Annotated in this window: 12 protein-coding genes; 3 read left to right on the top strand and 9 right to left on the bottom strand. The window is 62.3% G+C overall.

From position 1 onward, the window contains the following. The first annotated feature begins 285 nt into the window (after positions 1–285). Positions 286–1,074 carry a formate/nitrite transporter family protein gene (locus tag GTK01_RS17295; protein ID WP_371924386.1) on the top strand — a complete coding sequence of 263 codons (789 nt, stop codon included), beginning with the start codon at positions 286–288 and terminating at the stop codon, positions 1,072–1,074. Between the two features lie 816 nt (positions 1,075–1,890). Here the strand turns inward: GTK01_RS17295 and GTK01_RS17300 are convergent. From GTK01_RS17300 to GTK01_RS17340, 9 genes are all read right to left on the bottom strand, one after another. Next, entirely contained in the window at positions 1,891–2,808 is a 918-nt protein-coding gene (locus GTK01_RS17300; protein WP_252928325.1) for an N-carbamoyl-D-amino-acid hydrolase, read from the bottom strand. 9 nt (positions 2,809–2,817) lie between these two features. After that, positions 2,818–4,587 (bottom strand): hydantoinase B/oxoprolinase family protein, encoded by a 1,770-nt coding sequence (locus GTK01_RS17305; protein WP_252928327.1) that lies wholly within the window; start codon positions 4,585–4,587, stop codon positions 2,818–2,820. Continuing rightward, the gene (locus tag GTK01_RS17310) at positions 4,584–6,662 is read right to left on the bottom strand and encodes a hydantoinase/oxoprolinase family protein (protein ID WP_252928329.1); all 2,079 of its coding nucleotides are present in this window, start codon (positions 6,660–6,662) and stop codon (positions 4,584–4,586) included. The genes GTK01_RS17305 and GTK01_RS17310 overlap by 4 nt, the downstream gene beginning before the upstream one ends. A 31-nt stretch (positions 6,663–6,693) precedes the next feature. Continuing rightward, entirely contained in the window at positions 6,694–7,716 is a 1,023-nt protein-coding gene (locus GTK01_RS17315; protein WP_252928331.1) for a branched-chain amino acid ABC transporter permease, read from the bottom strand. Then, positions 7,716–8,597 carry a branched-chain amino acid ABC transporter permease gene (locus GTK01_RS17320; RefSeq protein WP_252928333.1) on the bottom strand — a complete coding sequence of 294 codons (882 nt, stop codon included), beginning with the start codon at positions 8,595–8,597 and terminating at the stop codon, positions 7,716–7,718. The genes GTK01_RS17315 and GTK01_RS17320 overlap by 1 nt, the downstream gene beginning before the upstream one ends. Beyond that, entirely contained in the window at positions 8,594–10,126 is a 1,533-nt protein-coding gene (locus GTK01_RS17325; protein WP_252928335.1) for an ATP-binding cassette domain-containing protein, read from the bottom strand. The genes GTK01_RS17320 and GTK01_RS17325 overlap by 4 nt, the downstream gene beginning before the upstream one ends. 23 nt (positions 10,127–10,149) lie before the next feature. Then, positions 10,150–11,319 carry an ABC transporter substrate-binding protein gene (locus tag GTK01_RS17330; RefSeq protein WP_252928337.1) on the bottom strand — a complete coding sequence of 390 codons (1,170 nt, stop codon included), beginning with the start codon at positions 11,317–11,319 and terminating at the stop codon, positions 10,150–10,152. A gap of 38 nt (positions 11,320–11,357) precedes the next feature. Then, positions 11,358–12,500 carry an FAD-binding oxidoreductase gene (locus GTK01_RS17335; RefSeq protein WP_252928340.1) on the bottom strand — a complete coding sequence of 381 codons (1,143 nt, stop codon included), beginning with the start codon at positions 12,498–12,500 and terminating at the stop codon, positions 11,358–11,360. Positions 12,501–12,589: 89 nt separating this feature from the next. Further along, entirely contained in the window at positions 12,590–13,258 is a 669-nt protein-coding gene (locus GTK01_RS17340; protein WP_252928342.1) for a helix-turn-helix domain-containing protein, read from the bottom strand. Positions 13,259–13,765: 507 nt separating this feature from the next. Between GTK01_RS17340 and GTK01_RS17345 the strand changes: the two genes are divergently transcribed. Then, complete coding sequence (locus tag GTK01_RS17345; RefSeq protein ID WP_252928345.1) at positions 13,766–14,071, top strand: hypothetical protein; 306 nt, start codon at positions 13,766–13,768, stop codon at positions 14,069–14,071. A gap of 398 nt (positions 14,072–14,469) precedes the next feature. Beyond that, positions 14,470–16,227 (top strand): hypothetical protein, encoded by a 1,758-nt coding sequence (locus GTK01_RS17350; protein WP_252928347.1) that lies wholly within the window; start codon positions 14,470–14,472, stop codon positions 16,225–16,227. Positions 16,228–16,234: the final 7 nt, after the last annotated feature.

Here is a 16,234-nt window from a genome sequence, read left to right on the forward strand (position 1 = left end):
ACGCCGAAAATCGGTGCCCCGCACCAACCCAGATGACCGATGCCGAAGCCGCAGCCACATGTCAGGCCGTGCAGAACTCAAATCGCGGCCCTACGGTCTACTAAATGCCGGTAGTTCGAAGTGTCCATCTGATTGCAGTTATTCCTGCATCTTGGACTAGAACACTTCACATGCCGGCAGCCGTGATATCGAGCTTCCTTGGTTCGGTAGGCTCTAGTGCTGATCGGCCTAAAAAGGTCTCGCTGAGCAGCGCCAGTGCAGCGCTCCAGAGCAAAGGCCAATTCCGTGCAAGACGATACCGATCAGAACCGCCTCACTCCTGCCTCCGAACTGTCCAATCTCAACGAACGCGAAAAGAAGGCCGTAGATCAGCAAAGTCGCCCCAGCGCGGCACTGATCCACGAGACCATTCGGGCGGAGGGAGAGAGGGAGCTCAACCGCAGCGGTGTGGCGCTGATGCTGTCCGGATTCTCGGCTGGGCTATCGATTGGTTTTTCAGTTGTCGTGCCGGCGATTTTGATGGTGGCACTCCCGGATACCTCTTGGGAGCATCTGTTGACATCGCTCGGCTACACCGTGGGATTCTTGATCGTGGTCCTGGGCCGACAGCAGCTATTCACCGAAAACACGCTCACACCTGTTCTGCCACTTCTCAAGTTTCGTGATCGCCATCACCTGGGCCAAGTGCTTCGTCTTTGGTCCATCGTACTTGTCTCCAACATCGCGGCGACCTGGGTTTTTTCAGCAGTATTGGCTCACACGCCTGTATTCGACCCCCAGATACGAGCTGCGATCGCGGCATTTTCGCAAACTGCCATCCAGTACGACTTCTGGCCAACTTTTCTCAAGGCCGTGTTCGCGGGCTGGCTCGTCGCCTTGATGGTCTGGCTCATGCCGGCAGCGGGTGATGCCAAGCCCTTGGTGACCTATGTCGTAGCGCTCGCTCACTTGGCGCATATCATTGCTGGATCGGTGGAAGCGTCGTTTCTCGTTCATCTGGGCGAAGCATCGCTGGCTGATTACGCCTTCCGCTCTTTGTCCCCACGCTGCTCGGCAACACTTTGGGCGGGGTAACCTTGGTCGCCTGCTTGAATTTCGGTCAGGTGGCCCCCGAGCTTGAACAGGAAAGCAGACCTCGGGATTAAGGTTCAGCCTCGTCCTCGTTGACACAAGGAAGACGCTAACTGATGGAATTTCGAAACCAACTCATAGGTGGTGCGTTCGATCAAAGTAGCTCAACGGAGAGACACCATGCTCAAGTTCATCGGCGGGGGAATAGGCTTCATATTTCTCGTGGGGCTGCTCGTCATCATCGGCATTTTGATGCTGATTTTCTAACTCACCAATCGGCGGCCGCTCGACCGCGGAGCGGTCGCGTCTAGCTTGGCAGCATGTGAGGCGCTTGTGCAAGTGTCGAGTATTCCTGGAGCGAGACGCCTGGATTATCCTCGATGGCGCTCGTCATCTCGGTCGAAACTTCATGAATGATGCGCTCCCGGTCGGCGGGATTTTCTTTGGCCGCGATCAGCCGTTCCTGAATGGCCTAACCGATCGGCGCGACATCCAGATTGCAACGGCAAATGCGCGGGTGTCAGCGGCAATTCCGGAGGCATCGGGAGTTGCAAGAGCCGCCGCGGCCGCCGGTAGGTATTTGACGAGACCGATCCATATCGGTCGCGACGACCTTGAAAGGGGAACAGCGCGACGGTTCAACCTTCGCGGTGGGATATTTCCGTTGGCTGGAGGAAGCAGAACTCGGCCAGACCAAACTGGATGCCGGGCAAACCAGGCTTAGCCGATGAGGCCAAGCCTGGTTTGCCACCTTTTCTCAGCACAAGGTCGTGGTCGCTAGGAACTTTGTCGAATGCGCCAGCGAGGTCCGGTCACCAGCTACATTCTATCGGTGATCTTCTTGTAGTGATGAACTTGCCGGTGCTCTGCGAAGTTGAACATTGCCTTGCGATTGTAGAGGCAGATGTCGAGATCGCATTTCGCCACGAACACCTCGTCCCCGGCCGTCGACGCCATGGCGATGATCTCACCGGACGGGGCGACGATGCAGCTGCCAGCAAGGAGGTTTGAACCCTCTTCCTTGCCGGCCTTGGCCACGCCCACGACATACATGGAGTTTTGGTAGGCCGACGCCTGCATGACGAGGTGGTTATGGAACGCGCTCAGGTGATCGTAGACCGGCTCCCATGGAATGTGGGTCGGCGTGTTATAGCCTAGCACCACCACTTCGGCGCCCTGCAAGGCCATGACGCGGTAGGTTTCCGGCCAGCGGCGGTCGTTGCAGATCGCCATGCCGAACTTGCCGCCCGCGAAATCCCAGCTTCCGAAACCGATGTCGCCAACATCGAAATAGTGCTTCTCGAGATGCTGATAAGGCATGTGCGGACGGTGGTCGGCGTGGCCGGGCAAATGCACCTTGCGGTATTTGCCGACGATGGCGCCGGTTTTGTCGACCAGGATCGCGGTGTTGTAGTGCTTCGTCCCGCCGGCTTCCTGCGCCAACTCGGCATAGCCGAGGTAAAATCCGATGCCGAGCCGTTTGGCCGCGTCGAAGAGTGGCTGCGTGGCCGGGTTCGGCATCTCCGTCTCGAAGAAGGCGTCGATTTCTGCCTGGTCGGTCATCCACCAGCGGGGGAAGAAGCTGGTCAGCGCAAGCTCCGGGAAGACCACGACTTCCGCCCCGCGCTTGTGGGCATCGTTAAGCAGCGCGATCATGCGTTCCACGACGTGCCGGCGGCTTTCGTCGCGGGCGATGCCGCCGAGCTGTGCACCGGCGATGTTGATGAAGCGTGCCATTTGGTTCTCCTAGGCTGCGCGCGCGGCGCTGGTGGCGGCGAGGTCGACCTTGCCGTCGGCGACCTTGACGCCGTACTGCGAAAAGGCCTGTTCGGCGGTGATGTATTCGTCCAGGACGTCGGCGAGCACGGCCTGCGGATCGCGCTCGTGGGGATTGCCGTAGCCGCCCGCACAGGCACGGATGGCGATGATGGATTCGCCTTCGCCGAACGGGTGGTGCGGCACCTTCGACGGAAGCTGGATCTCGCTGCCGTCGGCCTTGACGCGGATCAACTGCGAAGGCGTGCCGTCGGCACCGCCGAACAGACCCTTCGGCGCATATTTGTGGCCTTCGCTCTCGACCGAGGCGCTGCCCGGCGACAGGAACCGCAGATGACGGATGGACCCGATGCCCCCACGCCAGCGTCCCGCCGCCGCAACGTCCTCGCGAAGTTCATAGCGCTCGATCCTGAGCGGCACATGCGATTCGATGTCCTCGATCGGATTGTTGCGGGTGTTGGCGTAGAGGACGTCGACCGAATCCATGCCGTCCATCTGCCAGCGGCCGCCATAGCTGCCGGAGAACAACTCTACCTGGAGCCAGAAGTTTTCGCCCTGCTGGCCAGCCAGCAGAAGCCCGCCACCATTGCCGCAACTGCCGCAGACCTGCCGTGGCACAACCTGGCTCAGCGCCTGCACGACGGCGTTGGAAAGTTCGATGCCCGGACAGAAGCGGGCGATCACCGGTGCCGGGAAGATCGGGTTGGCCAGGGTGCCTTCGGGAGCGAATATGCGGATCGGCCGCGTCAGGCCCTCGTTCTGCTGGATTTCTCCATGCACCGCCGAGTCGAGCAGGACCGATCGCACGGACAGCCAGATGGCGCAGTCGACCGTCCCCTTGAACGGCATGTTGATCGGACGGTCGGAGACCTGCGGCGCCGTGCCCGTGAGGTCGACATGCATCTCGTCCCCGGAAATCCGGATCGTGACCTTGATCGGCAGGTCGCGGCGTGCCGGATCCGGGTCGTCCAGGAAGCCGTCAATATAGGTAGTGGCGGAGTATTCGCCGTCCGGCAACTTGGCGATCGCGCTGCGCAGCAGGCGCTCGGAGGCGTCGAACATGTCCTCCGTCGCGGCAGTTACCGTCTCCAGCCCGTAGCGCTCGATCAGCTCCAGGTGGCGCTGCGCGCCAATGCGGGACGCGGCGATCTGCGCCTCCATGTCGCCCAGCACGAGATCCGGCAGCCGGATGTTGGTGCGAAGCATGTGCCAGACCTGCTGGTTGCGCCGCCCTTCCTCATAGACCTTGATCGCCTGGAAGCGCAGGCCCTCTGCGTAGCAGTCGATCGCATCGACGATGCCGCCGCTGCCCGGCGTATGGGCACCGATGTCGAGGTGGTGCGCCGTCGTCACCGCATAGCCGGCGAGCATTCCCTCGTGGAAGACCGGCACGATGAAAGCGACGTCCGGCCCGTGCGTTGCGCCGCCATAGGGATCGTTATGCATGATGACGTCGCCCGGCTTGATCGTTTCGCCGCGCTCTTCGAGCATGCGGAGCATGCCGCGGATATAGCCGGGGATCGGCCCCGACTGGAGCGGCGTGCTCTGCTTGGCTTCAGCCAGCTGTCGGCAGTCCGCATCGATCAGTGCGGCACCGAAATCTTCGGATTCGCGGATGATCGAGGAGTGGCTCATGCGCATCAGCTTGTAGCCCATCTCGATGGCAATGTTCTCAAGCGCGCCCTGGATGACCTTTGCGGTGATCGGGTCGATGCGGCCCTGCGTCCCGTGTTTGCTCATGATGCGACTCCAGCGGTGAGGATCAGGTTCCCGTGCGGATCGGCCGTGAACGACCAGTTCGGCGGCACCACGGTGGTGGTGTCCAATTGCAGAATGATCGCTGGACCGGCGATCGAGGAGTCGACCGGCAGGTCGGCTCGGCGGTAGAACGCCGTGTCGAAGCTCTGCAGCGTTCCGTCGACCCGGAACTTCGTCTTGGCGGTCTTGACCAGCGCCTTGTCCCGGCTGCCCTCGCCCTTGGTCTTCGGCCATTCGAGCTGGGGACTGGGAGCCGTGCCGGTCACGCGCACGTTCACGATTTCGATCGGGCTCTGCGGGAAGGCGTGGCCATACTCGGCCTCGTGGGCGCGGTGGAACTGCTCGAAGGTCCGCTCCATGCTGTCCGCGTCGATTGAGCCGCCTGCAATATCGACGCGCAGTTCATAGCCCTGACCGATATATCGTGCATCGGCGAAGCGCATGACCGTGACATCGGCCGCGGCGACGCTGTCTGCCTCGAACTGTCGGTTGATGTCCTCTTCCATCTGGAGGAAGTCCGCGTTCAGACGTTCGAGATTGAGGGCGTCCGACACCTGGAACTGCGTGCGGATCGAATCATACTTGAGTTCGCTGGCAAGCAGCCCGAGCGCGGATGTGATGCCCGGATAGGCCGGGACGATCACCTCCGGGATGCCAAGCATATCCGCCACCTCCGCGCCGTGAAGCGGACCGGCGCCTCCGAACGCCATGAGCGAGAAGTCGCGCGGGTCGATGCCCTTCTGCACGGTGCGCGAACGAATGGCATTGGCCATGTTGCTGTTCAGGATCGTTATGATGCCGACCGCGGCCTCGTCGATGTCAAGTCCAAGCGTCTCGGCGATCTCGCCCACGACCTTCTGCGCGCCGGCCCCGTCGAGGCTCATCTCGCCGCCGAGGAAATTGTCCTTGTCCAGGCGTCCGAGCACGACGTTGGCGTCGGTGACGGTCGGTTCCTGTCCACCACGCGAATAGGCGGCCGGGCCAGGCACCGACCCGGCGCTGCGCGGACCGACATGGAATGCGCCTCCCGCGTCCACGAAGGCAACGCTGCCGCCGCCCGCGCCGATCGTGTGGATGTCGATCATCGGCACCAGCACCGGATAGCCGGCGATGGTGGTGTCGCGCGCGGACGCTTCACTGAACCGGCCTTCGTTGGTGACACCAATGTCGGCGCTGGTGCCACCGACGTCGAAGGTGATCAGGTTGCGCCGGTCCGACAGCTGGCCGCAAAGAGCGCCTCCCAGCACACCCGCCGCGGGGCCGGACAGCAGGGTCAGAACGGGAAATTCCGAGATCGTCGCAGGCGTTGCCACACCGCCGTTCGACCGCATGATGCGCAGTTCCGCCTTCATGCCCGCACCACGCAATGCGTTGTCGAGCTGGCGGATGTAGTTCCGAACGGGCGGGCCGATATAGGCATTCATGGCCGCGGTCGTGAACCGCTCGAACTCGCGGAACTGCGAGACCACCGAACTGGAGGTCGTCACGAAGGCTTCGGGATACTCCTCCAGCACGATTGCGCGCGCGCGTGCCTCATGGTCCGGATTGAGATAGGAGAAGAGGAAGCAGATGGCGATCGACTGCACGCCGCTGGCCTTCAGTTCGCGTGCGGCGACGCGTACCTCGTCCTCGTCCAGCGCAACCAGCACGTCGCCATTGGGTGGCGCCAGCCGCTCTGTCACCACCTTTCGGAAGCGGCGCTTGACGAGCGGCCGGTTCTGCCAGGGGATTTCCTGCATGATGGAGTAATGCTGCGGCCGTTGGTGGCGGCCGATGTGGATGATGTCGCGAAATCCCTTTGTGGTGATCATCCCGGCTTCGGCGCCGCGATACTCCAGGATGGCGTTGGTTGCGATCGTAGTGCCGTGGAACACATAGTCGATCTGCGCTGGGTCGATGCCGTTGCGCTCGCAGAGTTCGATTATGCCTGTCATGACGCCGCGCGAAGGGTCGTCGCCGGTGGTTGGCACTTTGTGGATGATTACCGTCCCGGCGACGCTGTCCGAGTACATGACGTCCGTGAACGTGCCGCCGACGTCGACACCAAAAAGTTTCATAGTTTTCTCCGGCCAATTCTTGATTGTATGTTCATCGCGACGTTCCCAGTCCGCCGAGCTCACGACCGCCCGTGATCCCTCGGGGTCTGAAGATCAGCGCGAGCAGCATCGCGGCGGACAGTCCCACCTCCTGCAGGCCGAGCCGCCCACCGACGACGACGAAGCCGAGATCGAAACCGCGCTCCGTCTGGCGCAGCAATTCGGAAAACAGCGTCACGAAGGCAGTTCCGACCACGGCGCCTGTGAGCGAACGCATGCCGCCAATGACCAGCATCGCCACCGTGATGAAGGTCAGCTTGAGGTAGAACTCGCCTGCAACGACGACGGTGAGGAAATGGGCATAGAGTGCGCCCGCCATGCCCACGAAGAACGCGCTGATGACGAAAGCGATCAGCCGCTCGCGGCGGATGTCGATGCCGACAGCCCTGGCTGCGATCGGATCCTCCCGGGAGCCGCGCAGCCTGAAGCCCGCCGCGCTTGCCTGATAGAGTGCCGCCGCCAGGATCGTCAGGGACGCGACGCCTGCCGCGATCGGCAGGTTGGTGAACGTCGGCAACCCGTAGAGAGAGCCCTGTCCGCCGGTCACCGGTGTCCAGTTGGAAAAAGTCGCGTAAAAGATGACCAGCAGTGCGAACGTGCCGATCGACGCCGCGATTCCGGCAAGTCGCGTGAGCGGAAGACCGAACAGAAGGGCGACCGCGGAGGCGAGGAGGCCCCCTGCGACGGTCCCCGCTGCGGGATGGAGCTCCAGCGCGATCAGCCATGCGGGCAAGCCCGGCATCAGCGATGCCTTGATCGAAGGCGAGATTGTCAGCCAGGCGGCCGAATAGGCGCCTAGCCCGAGAAAGCTGATGTGGCCGAAAGACAGGACGCCGGAGTTTCCGGCGAACATGTACATGCCGACGACGATGGTCAGCTTGATCATCGCGTCGGTCGCGACCCGCTGGCTGCCGCCCGACAGTTGCGAACACACGAGCGTTACCACGGCGACGGCGACGATGAGCAGGACCGCAAGCACCAGAGAAGCGGCCTTGGGTGACAGGTATCTGGCCATCAGACCCTCTCCTGCATGGCGCGCACGCGCAGCAGGCCGTCGGGCCGCACCACCAGGATGACGAATACCAATCCGAACAGGAAGGCTTCGCGGAACGGCCGCAAGTCGGCAGGCAGGACTGCGTCGAGCAGCACCGAAATGGCACCGACGACGAAGCCTCCGAGAGCGGCGCCGGGCAGGCTGCCCAGTCCTCCCAGAATCGTCGCAACGAAGCCGATGATCAGGGGACGGACGCCCATGGCCGGACTGAGCTGTCCGATCTGCGCCGAATAGATCAGTGAGACGATCCAGGCCAGCACGGCGCTCATGACGAATGCGAATGCGATGACCCGATTGACCTTGACGCCGGACAGCCGTGCCGTGACCACGTCCTCGGCGGCTGCGCGCAGCTGGATTCCGAGAGCCGTGCGCTTCAGCAGCGCGGCGACACCGGCCAGCGCGATGATCATCAGCCCGAGCGAGACGAATTGGAGCAGCGGCAGGCGCAGCCCTGCAACCTCGATGGTTTCGGCAAGTACAGGCGCGAAGGTGAATGGCAGCGGGCGCGCACCGAAGATCATCACCGTCAGGTTCTGCAGGAAGTAGGAAACGGCGAAGGACGCAACCAGGAGGCTCGCAGGATCCTGACCGCGCAAGGGGCGGAAAGCGGTCTGCTCGATCAGCAGCGCCAGCGCGATGATGAAGGCCAGCGACAGCACGATCACCAGCGGCCCCGGGAGCGTCGCCAGCAAACCGATGGCGTAGCCGCCGGCCATCACCACTTCACCATGGGCGAAGTTGATCAGCCGCATGATGCCGAAGATGAGGCCGATACCCAGCGCCATCATGGCGTAGAGTCCGCCGATGTTGATCGCGTCGAGGATGTATTGGAGGGCGATCAATTGGTGACGACCCCCTCGCGTGTGTCGAAGCCGAAATAGGCACGGTCGAACGCCGGGTCGACCCGCAGAGCGTCGGCCTGACCATCGAGTTCCACCGTGCCGTGACGAAGCACATAGGCACGGTCGGCGGCCATCAGCGCCCGATTGGCATTCTGTTCCATCAGCAGGATCGTAAGACCGCCCTCGCTCAGCGCGGACAGGGTCTCATAGACGCTATCGATCATTAGCGGCGCAAGGCCAAGCGACGGCTCGTCGAGGAGAAGCAGCTTCGGCTCCGCCAGAAGGGCGCGGGCGATGGCCAGTTGCTGCTGCTCGCCGCCCGACAACTTGCCGGCATAGCCCTTGAGCCGAGACCGGAGGACGGGGAAGCGCTCGAGCACGTCTTCGAAGCGCCTTGCAGCGTCCAGTTCCGAGCGGCGCGTGGTCTGGCCGATGCGCAGGTTCTCCTCGACCGTCAGGTTCGAAAGGATTCGCCGACCTTCCGGCACCAGCGCAATGCCCATTTCGACGCGCGCCGCCGTCCGCTCGCTTGCAAGCGGACCACCGTTATAGGAGATCGTGCCGGAGCCGGCGCGGGTCAGACCTGCGATGGCCGACAGGAGCGTCGACTTGCCGGCGCCATTTGGGCCGATGACGGCAACGAATTCACCGTCGCCGACTGCTATCGAAACGTTCGAAAGGGCACGGACGGAGCCGTAGTCGACGACCAGGTCCTCGATTTTCAGCAGCGGCGCGGTATCCTGGATGACCGTCGCTTGCACGCGCTCGCGAACGCGCGTGCCCGTCTGGTGGGTGGCGCCAAGATAGGCTTCTCGCACCGTCTGGTCGGTCTGGACCTGTGTCGGACTTCCCTTCGAAATGGTCTTGCCGCGCGCCAAAACCTGGACACGGTCGCAGAGCTTCATGATGAGCTGCATGTTGTGCTCGATGACCAGAATCCCGCAGTCATAGCGGTCGCGGATGGCAGTGATCCGGGTCAGGAGATCGGCTGCCTCCTGAGGGCTGAGGCCAGCTGCCGGTTCGTCGAGCAATAGGTAGCGCGGCGTTATCGCGAGCGCCCGTCCGATGCCGACAAGGCGCTGCTCGCCATAGGCAAGAGCGCTGGCCGTGACGTGTTGCCGTGCGGCGATGCCAAGGTAGTCCAGGATTTCTGCTGCACCATCGCGGGCCTGCGAACGCGACAGGCCGATCCCGACGCCCGCCATTTCGACGTTTTCAAGGACCGTCATGTCGGGGAACAGCCGCGCGGCCTGAAAGGTGCGCCCGAGACCGCGGCGCGGGAACTGGTGCGGCGCCCAGCCGGTCGTCGGCTGGCCGTCGAGCTCAACGGTGCCCACGCTCGGCTCCTGAAAGCCGCTCAGGACGTTGACCAGCGTCGTCTTGCCGGCACCGTTCGGACCGATCAGCCCGAGAATCTCTCCTCGAGCCAGGTCGAGATCAATCCCCTCGAGGGCGCGGAGGCCCTCGAAATGAACGCCGACGCCGCGCGCTGTCAATGAGTTGCGTGTGTCGCCGGCATTCCGTTCCATGGCCAGATCCTTTCCTGTCGCTCTCAGCGGCCTGGAATCTTCTCTGGGGCCCGCAGCTCGACGGCGCTGTGCTTGCCGTCCTGAACCTGCATGATGACCATGGGGCGCTCGAAGTTGATGTGGGTGTTCTCGTCGAAGCTGGTCGGACCCACCAGCAGCGGTTCGTCCTTGAACTTCTCGAACTCCGCCTTGATTGCGTCGGACTCGATCGAGCCTGCCCGCTCGGCCGCGACCTTGATGCCCTGGATCACCGAGTAGCCGGTCAGCGTGTGGGCGGTCGAGGGATGATTGCCATGCAGGGCGGTGAAGTCATCGATGAACTTCTTGACGTCAGGACGCGGGTCGTCGCCGAAAATTGAGCCCATGGCCGCGAAGTAGAAGTTCGAAAGGTCGGGCACGCTCTCGAGCCAGTAGTCACCATCCATGTCCTCGCCCGAGAGGATGGGCATGGTGAGACCCGCAGTGCGCAGTTGCCTCAGAGCACCTGGGCCAGCCGGCGTGAGGGTCGAGAGCAGCAGGACGTCCGGCTGCGGGTCCAGCGCCTTGATGCGCGTGATGTGGGTGGCGATCGACGCGTCATCCATCGTGAATGTGTCGACACCGACCAGCGCGGCGTCGCCGTTCTGTTCCTTGAACCTCGCCTGAAACGCGGCGCTCACCGACAGATCGTACTGGATGGTTGTCTGCGTCAGCGCGTAGGCTGTCTTCCAGCCCTTCGCGGTCGCGAACTCGGCCAATACTGTCCCGACCGTGTCGCTGGCGGTCGAAAAGCTGAAAGCGTAGGGTCCGATCCCCTCGACGCCGAACTTCGGATCTGCAGCGAAGGGCGCGATGGCAACCTTGCCCTGACTGTTGGCGGTGCGCGCGGCGGTACCGCCGAAGTCGAAGTCACCGGTTACGATCACGATGTCGGCGCCCTGGTCGAGCACTTCCATCGCCGCGACCGCGCCCTGCGGGATCTCGCTCTTGGTGTCGGCATAGATGAGCTTGAGGGGACGGCCGAGAACGCCGCCGCCTTCATTGATCTCGTTCACCGCCATTTCGGCAGCTTTGGCCGGATCGGCGTCATACGCTGCGATGAACCCCGTCTGGGCAATCGCTGCGCCGATAATGATGGGCTTGGTTTCCTGAGCTTGTGCAGCGGACACAAAGCCCGCCATCAGGATTGAACTCGCCAGATATCTCATTTTCATTGTTCACCCCTTTTATTATTTGCTTGCCGAAAAACTCTTCATGCACGTCCGCTGCGCAGCCTGACCGGGGAAAGCGTTGCGCTGCCAACCCCCAGGGAGGCGATGTTTTCGGGCATCGATGCACCGGTGATCAGCGCGGCGGCGGCGCGCGCCAGGGCCGGCGAGGTCTGGATGCCGTAGCCACCCTGGGCGGCGAGCCAGAAGAAGCCTTCCACCTCGTCGTCGTAACCAACCACAGGCGTCTTGTCGGAGACGAAACTGCGTAGCCCGGCCCATTTGCGATCGACAGAGCGCACGGTGAAATCGGCCGCCTGGCTTATCCGGTCGATGGCGATCGCGATGTCGATCTCTTCGGGCTGTGCATCGCAGGGCGCGGACGGGGTCTCGTCGGCAGGCGATCCCAGCAGCCTTCCGGCATCGGGCTTGAAGTAGAACTTCTCGGAAATGTCGATGACCGTCGGCCAGGCCTCGACCGGCTGCGGCGGGTCGAAGGAGAAGATGAAGGCGCTGCGGCGCTTCGGCAAAAGTCCGATAGGGCGCGCACCCGCGAGGCCCGCGATCTCGTCGGCCCATGCGCCGGCGGCGTTGACGACGGCCCCGGCGCCAATCGAGCCGGCGGATGTCTCCACCGTCCAGTCCCCGCCGCGGCTCCTTGCCAACCCCACGACTTCCGCGTTCTGGACGACACGGGTCTTGCGCGACCGCGCCCCACGCAGGAAGCCCGAATGGATTGCGTGGACGTCCAGATCGCTGGACGTTTCCTCGAGCAGGCCACCATCGACATAGTCGGCCCTCAGCATCGGCGCGCGTTGCAGCACTTCGGCCGCATCCAGCATCCGCAGCGTCGGCACCAGCAGGACAGCCTCATCATAAAGCGCTTGCAGTTCCGCTCGCTGGTCGCTGCACGCCACCATGATCAACGGCCGTGGCGTCGAGAGAGGGTGCTCGCTGAAGCCGGCGGGAGGATTGGCGAAGAACGACCCACTGGCGACCGTTAGTGCCCGGATTGCGGCATTGCCGTAGATCTCGGTAAACACCGCCGCCGAACGCCCCGTCGAATGGTAACCCGGCTGATGCTCGCGCTCGACCAGCACGACCGAGGCGGTCTTGGACAGTTCGTAGGCGAGCGAAGCGCCCGCTATCCCGGCTCCAATGACGACGAAATCTACCCGCTCGATCATGAACCGATCTGAACAGGGTTTTTCCTATGTGACAAGCAGAATTTTCATAAAGGAAAAAAATGAACTGCCAGCGAGCCAGGCCCTCGCCGCTACATCACCAGCCCGTCTGTCTCGCTGCCAACATGATTGCCTTCCCCGGGCAGCGGATGCCAGCAGACCACGATGAGCCGGGCTTCCACCGCGCCGGTGCTCAGGTATGCATGACCGAGGCCGCTGTCGAAATACAGGCTATCGCCCGGCTCCAGCACGCGAGGCGGCTCGCCCTCGATCTGGAAGGTGAGCTGGCCGTCGAGCACGTAGACGAACTCTTCGCCGGGATGGTTGATGAAGCGGGTGAATTCCTCGACGCTGTGTGCCTTGATCGTCGCAAAAACCGGCATCATGCGCTTGTGGGTGCGCGCAGAGCACAGCATGTCCATGATGTAATAGTCGTTCTCGACCGTTTGCGCCTGTCCCTTTCTCTCGACCGTCACGAACTGCGATAGGCCCGGAGACGGCTTATCGCTCAGCAGTTCACTCATCTCCATGTCGAAGGCGTAGGCGAGCCGGAGGATACTGTCATAGGTGAGCGCGATCAGGCCACGCTCGGCCTTGGAGATCGTCGACAGCGCGAGGCCGCTCCGGGCGCTCAGCTCGGCCAGCGTCCAACCGGCTGCCTTGCGTATGCTGCGCACACGCTCCCCGAAACCTGCTCTCTCCCATTGTGGTGATGACACGGCTTTGATCTCCCCGGAGATCGGCTCAGGAATTGTCGGCATGGTCTGCTTTCCCAGTCGGATTGTCCAATGCTGCGCGTCGGCTACGCGAAACAAGATGCCTCGACACAAGCTTGTTTAGCCGGACCCGCCCGGCGCGAAGGCGCTAACCAACGACACGTTCCAGTCGGGTTTGGCGCGCGTATGAGATCGAGGCGCGAGACGAAGTCGCACCTTGGGCCTCGGAGATCAAGCGTTTAGGATCATTGCAGCGTGCGCGTCACGCTGACTGTGCCGGAGCGGCACCGGGCTGTTTCAGGTCGGTATGTTGAGAGACGGACTGGCGAGTCAGCAAGCGCACATAGCGCCCGGATGCGATGGGGAAGCGCGAGTTCGCTTGTCGAACTTGCGATGCCGCCCAGCGGGCGGCCAAGCCTGACTGCTGGGCGGTTTTCGCCGTTCCGTGTATCATTTGACATTCCTTTGACGGCTGTTTCACGTTCAGACCACTCTCCAAAGGGCAATCTCTCCTGGCTTGCACGAGCAGGCCACCAAATCAGGGAGATTGAAATGACCTACCACCACACCGCCATCAAGCTGGTCGCGGCTTCGCTCGCCGGCTTCGCGCTTTGCGGATCGGCCGTCAGCCAGGAAGCGCCTTATGTCGCCGGCAAGTACTCGGCCAACACTGAGCGCCTCTGGGACCTGGGAATGGAGCCGGTCGAGGCTGCACCGGTGGACCCGGCTATCGACGAGAACGAAACGGCGACGTTCGCCTATGATCGCGAACCGCTGCGGTTCCCGCGGCCGCGGTTCATCGAGGAGCCCGTGTTTGGAAACTATTCAGCCAACGTACGAGCGCACGATTTGCGTTGATCCCGCGGGTAGGGGGAGGTGAAACTCGGCGAAGACCGGAGCACTGATCTGTGACTTGCGTCGCCCGTCGACACCGCGGGCGGCGTTCTTTTTGGAGCATCGCGCCGGCTGGATATTTCCGCAGTGTCGTCAATAGGCGACGGGGAATGGATGGGTTGCTGGCAGCCATTTTTCGGGACTGCCATTCGCCTTTTCAATGCGCCTGTCGGCAAACGTCACCATAACCGCTGTTGATAAATACTCTGCCGCTCGCCCAGTTCCGAGTCTCGAAGACTCTCGTTCGCAGCCGCTCATCTCGCGCGTCAGTCGGTCGTCACAATCATCGGACCGAAGTTTTCGTTCAAAAAGGTGCTATTCTCTATCAGGCGCTTTACAATGATGCTTCTGGAGGTGCTGTCGTGGAGGCGACCAAGTCCCTCAAGATGTCTCTTCTGGGTCCATTCTCCCTGCTCGACGCGGAAGGACGGGAGATTGCGCCGCGTGGCCGCAAGGCGTGCGCCATTCTCGCCATGCTAGCGACGGGCCCGCAGGCCCGGCGCAGTCGTAAATGGCTGCAGGACCGGCTTTGGAGCGATCGCGACGGAGCACAAGGCGCCGCGAGCTTGCGACATGCGCTCTACGAGATACGCCAATCGCTGGGAGATCACCGGGACCTTCTTGAGGCCGACACCTTCGTTGTCAGCTTGGATACCACGCGCCTCCTGATCGATGTAAACCTGGACGACGCATTGGAGCAATTTGCCGGCGAACCTCCAGAATTCCTGGAGGGCATAGATATCAGAGACGACGAATTCGAAGAATGGTTGCGCGAGCAGAGGGAGTACTGGCGCGACCGTTTGCGCGACAAGTCCCAGCGCGCCCGCGCCGAATTACGCCTGCATAGTGGCATCCACTCGGTTGCGGAGCTCGAGCCGTCCCGAACGGTATCGCTGCCGCAGACTGACGACTTTCTCGACACGATCATTGCGAGACTCAGTGACCCGGTTTTGCGGCGACTGGCTGTTGCAGTCTTGCCGTTCCAGAACAAGACTGGCAACGCTGACTTGGCGTACTTCACGGATGGGTTGTCGGAAGACCTCGTTGAGCGCCTGTCGCGCGTGCGTTGGTTGCCGGTCATCGCTCGCAGTTCATCGTTCACCGTCGCGGGCATCGCTAACAGTCACGCTACCATGTCGCAGCGGCTGGGGGCCCGTTACCTCATCGACGGAAGCGTCTCGATGCAGGGCGACCGTTACGTATTGCGAGTCGATCTCAACAATGCTGAAGCCGGCGTCGTACTATCGTCCAGCACCTTCGATCTCCCAGTCGCCATCGATACAGATGCGCTTGAAGAAGTGCTGGCAGACATTGTCGGGCGCATAGAGACGAATATCGACTTTTGTGAACAGCGACGCGCCATAGAAGGCGCACGGCTAGGCAGTCCGTATGACGAGCATGTCTGGCGGGGTCGCTGGCACCTGAACAAGTTGACCAGAAGAGATGCCGAGATCGCGCGGCACTACTTTGATCTTGCTTTGTTGACCAACCCAGAAGCTCCCGAGGCGTTGATCCAAAGTGGACTCTGGCACTTGTGGCATATCTGGACCCTTCGTGGCAGTCAGGAAGACGTCAAAACCATCATGCCGGACTTGAAGCGCGCGTATCAAGCTGACACGAGTGACGCACGCGGCTACACCTTGATGGCGATCGCACAGTCATGGTTGCGCAACCAGGAGCAGGCCATCGGCAACCTGAGTCAGGCGATCGAGATCAATCCCAGCCTGGTCAAGGCCTATCAGCAAATCGGCACCTGCCATTATCTCGTCGACGAGCCCGAAAAGGCCATTCCGCATCTGGAGATGTCGATACGGCTCAGCCCGAGTGATCCGCACCTGTTCGTCTCCTTCGGCGAGCTTGCGATGGCGCATCTGATGCTCGGGCAGCACATCGAAGCCATGAATTTCGCGGCGCGTGCCCTCACATATCGACCGCACTACTGGTACGCGCACGTGGTGAGGCTCGCCTCGATCGAGCGGTCGGGCGATCGGGGCGCGCTGGAGGCGGCCCGCCGCGTCTTCGCGGATTCCGGCATCAGACTCACCGAGCGAGATTTCGAATGGGTACCGTTCAAGGACCAGAAATGGGTAGCAGAACTTAAGAGACACGCCGCGCTTTGATTGCAGA

Origin of the sequence: Aliihoeflea sp. 40Bstr573 (assembly GCF_024105655.1) — a bacterium.
Taxonomy (GTDB): Bacteria; Pseudomonadota; Alphaproteobacteria; order Rhizobiales; family Rhizobiaceae; genus Aliihoeflea.

Bases quoted from the DNA above. Each gene is read 5' to 3' on its own strand.
- GTK01_RS17300 (WP_252928325.1), bottom strand. From the start codon at position 2,808: ATGGCACGCTTCATCAACATCGCCGGTGCACAGCTCGGCGGCATCGCC.
- GTK01_RS17305 (WP_252928327.1), bottom strand. From the start codon at position 4,587: ATGAGCAAACACGGGACGCAGGGCCGCATCGACCCGATCACCGCAAAG.
- GTK01_RS17310 (WP_252928329.1), bottom strand. From the start codon at position 6,662: ATGAAACTTTTTGGTGTCGACGTCGGCGGCACGTTCACGGACGTCATG.
- GTK01_RS17315 (WP_252928331.1), bottom strand. From the start codon at position 7,716: ATGGCCAGATACCTGTCACCCAAGGCCGCTTCTCTGGTGCTTGCGGTC.
- GTK01_RS17325 (WP_252928335.1), bottom strand. From the start codon at position 10,126: ATGGAACGGAATGCCGGCGACACACGCAACTCATTGACAGCGCGCGGC.
- GTK01_RS17330 (WP_252928337.1), bottom strand. From the start codon at position 11,319: ATGAAAATGAGATATCTGGCGAGTTCAATCCTGATGGCGGGCTTTGTG.
- GTK01_RS17335 (WP_252928340.1), bottom strand. From the start codon at position 12,500: ATGATCGAGCGGGTAGATTTCGTCGTCATTGGAGCCGGGATAGCGGGC.
- GTK01_RS17340 (WP_252928342.1), bottom strand. From the start codon at position 13,258: ATGCCGACAATTCCTGAGCCGATCTCCGGGGAGATCAAAGCCGTGTCA.
- GTK01_RS17345 (WP_252928345.1), top strand. From the start codon at position 13,766: ATGACCTACCACCACACCGCCATCAAGCTGGTCGCGGCTTCGCTCGCC.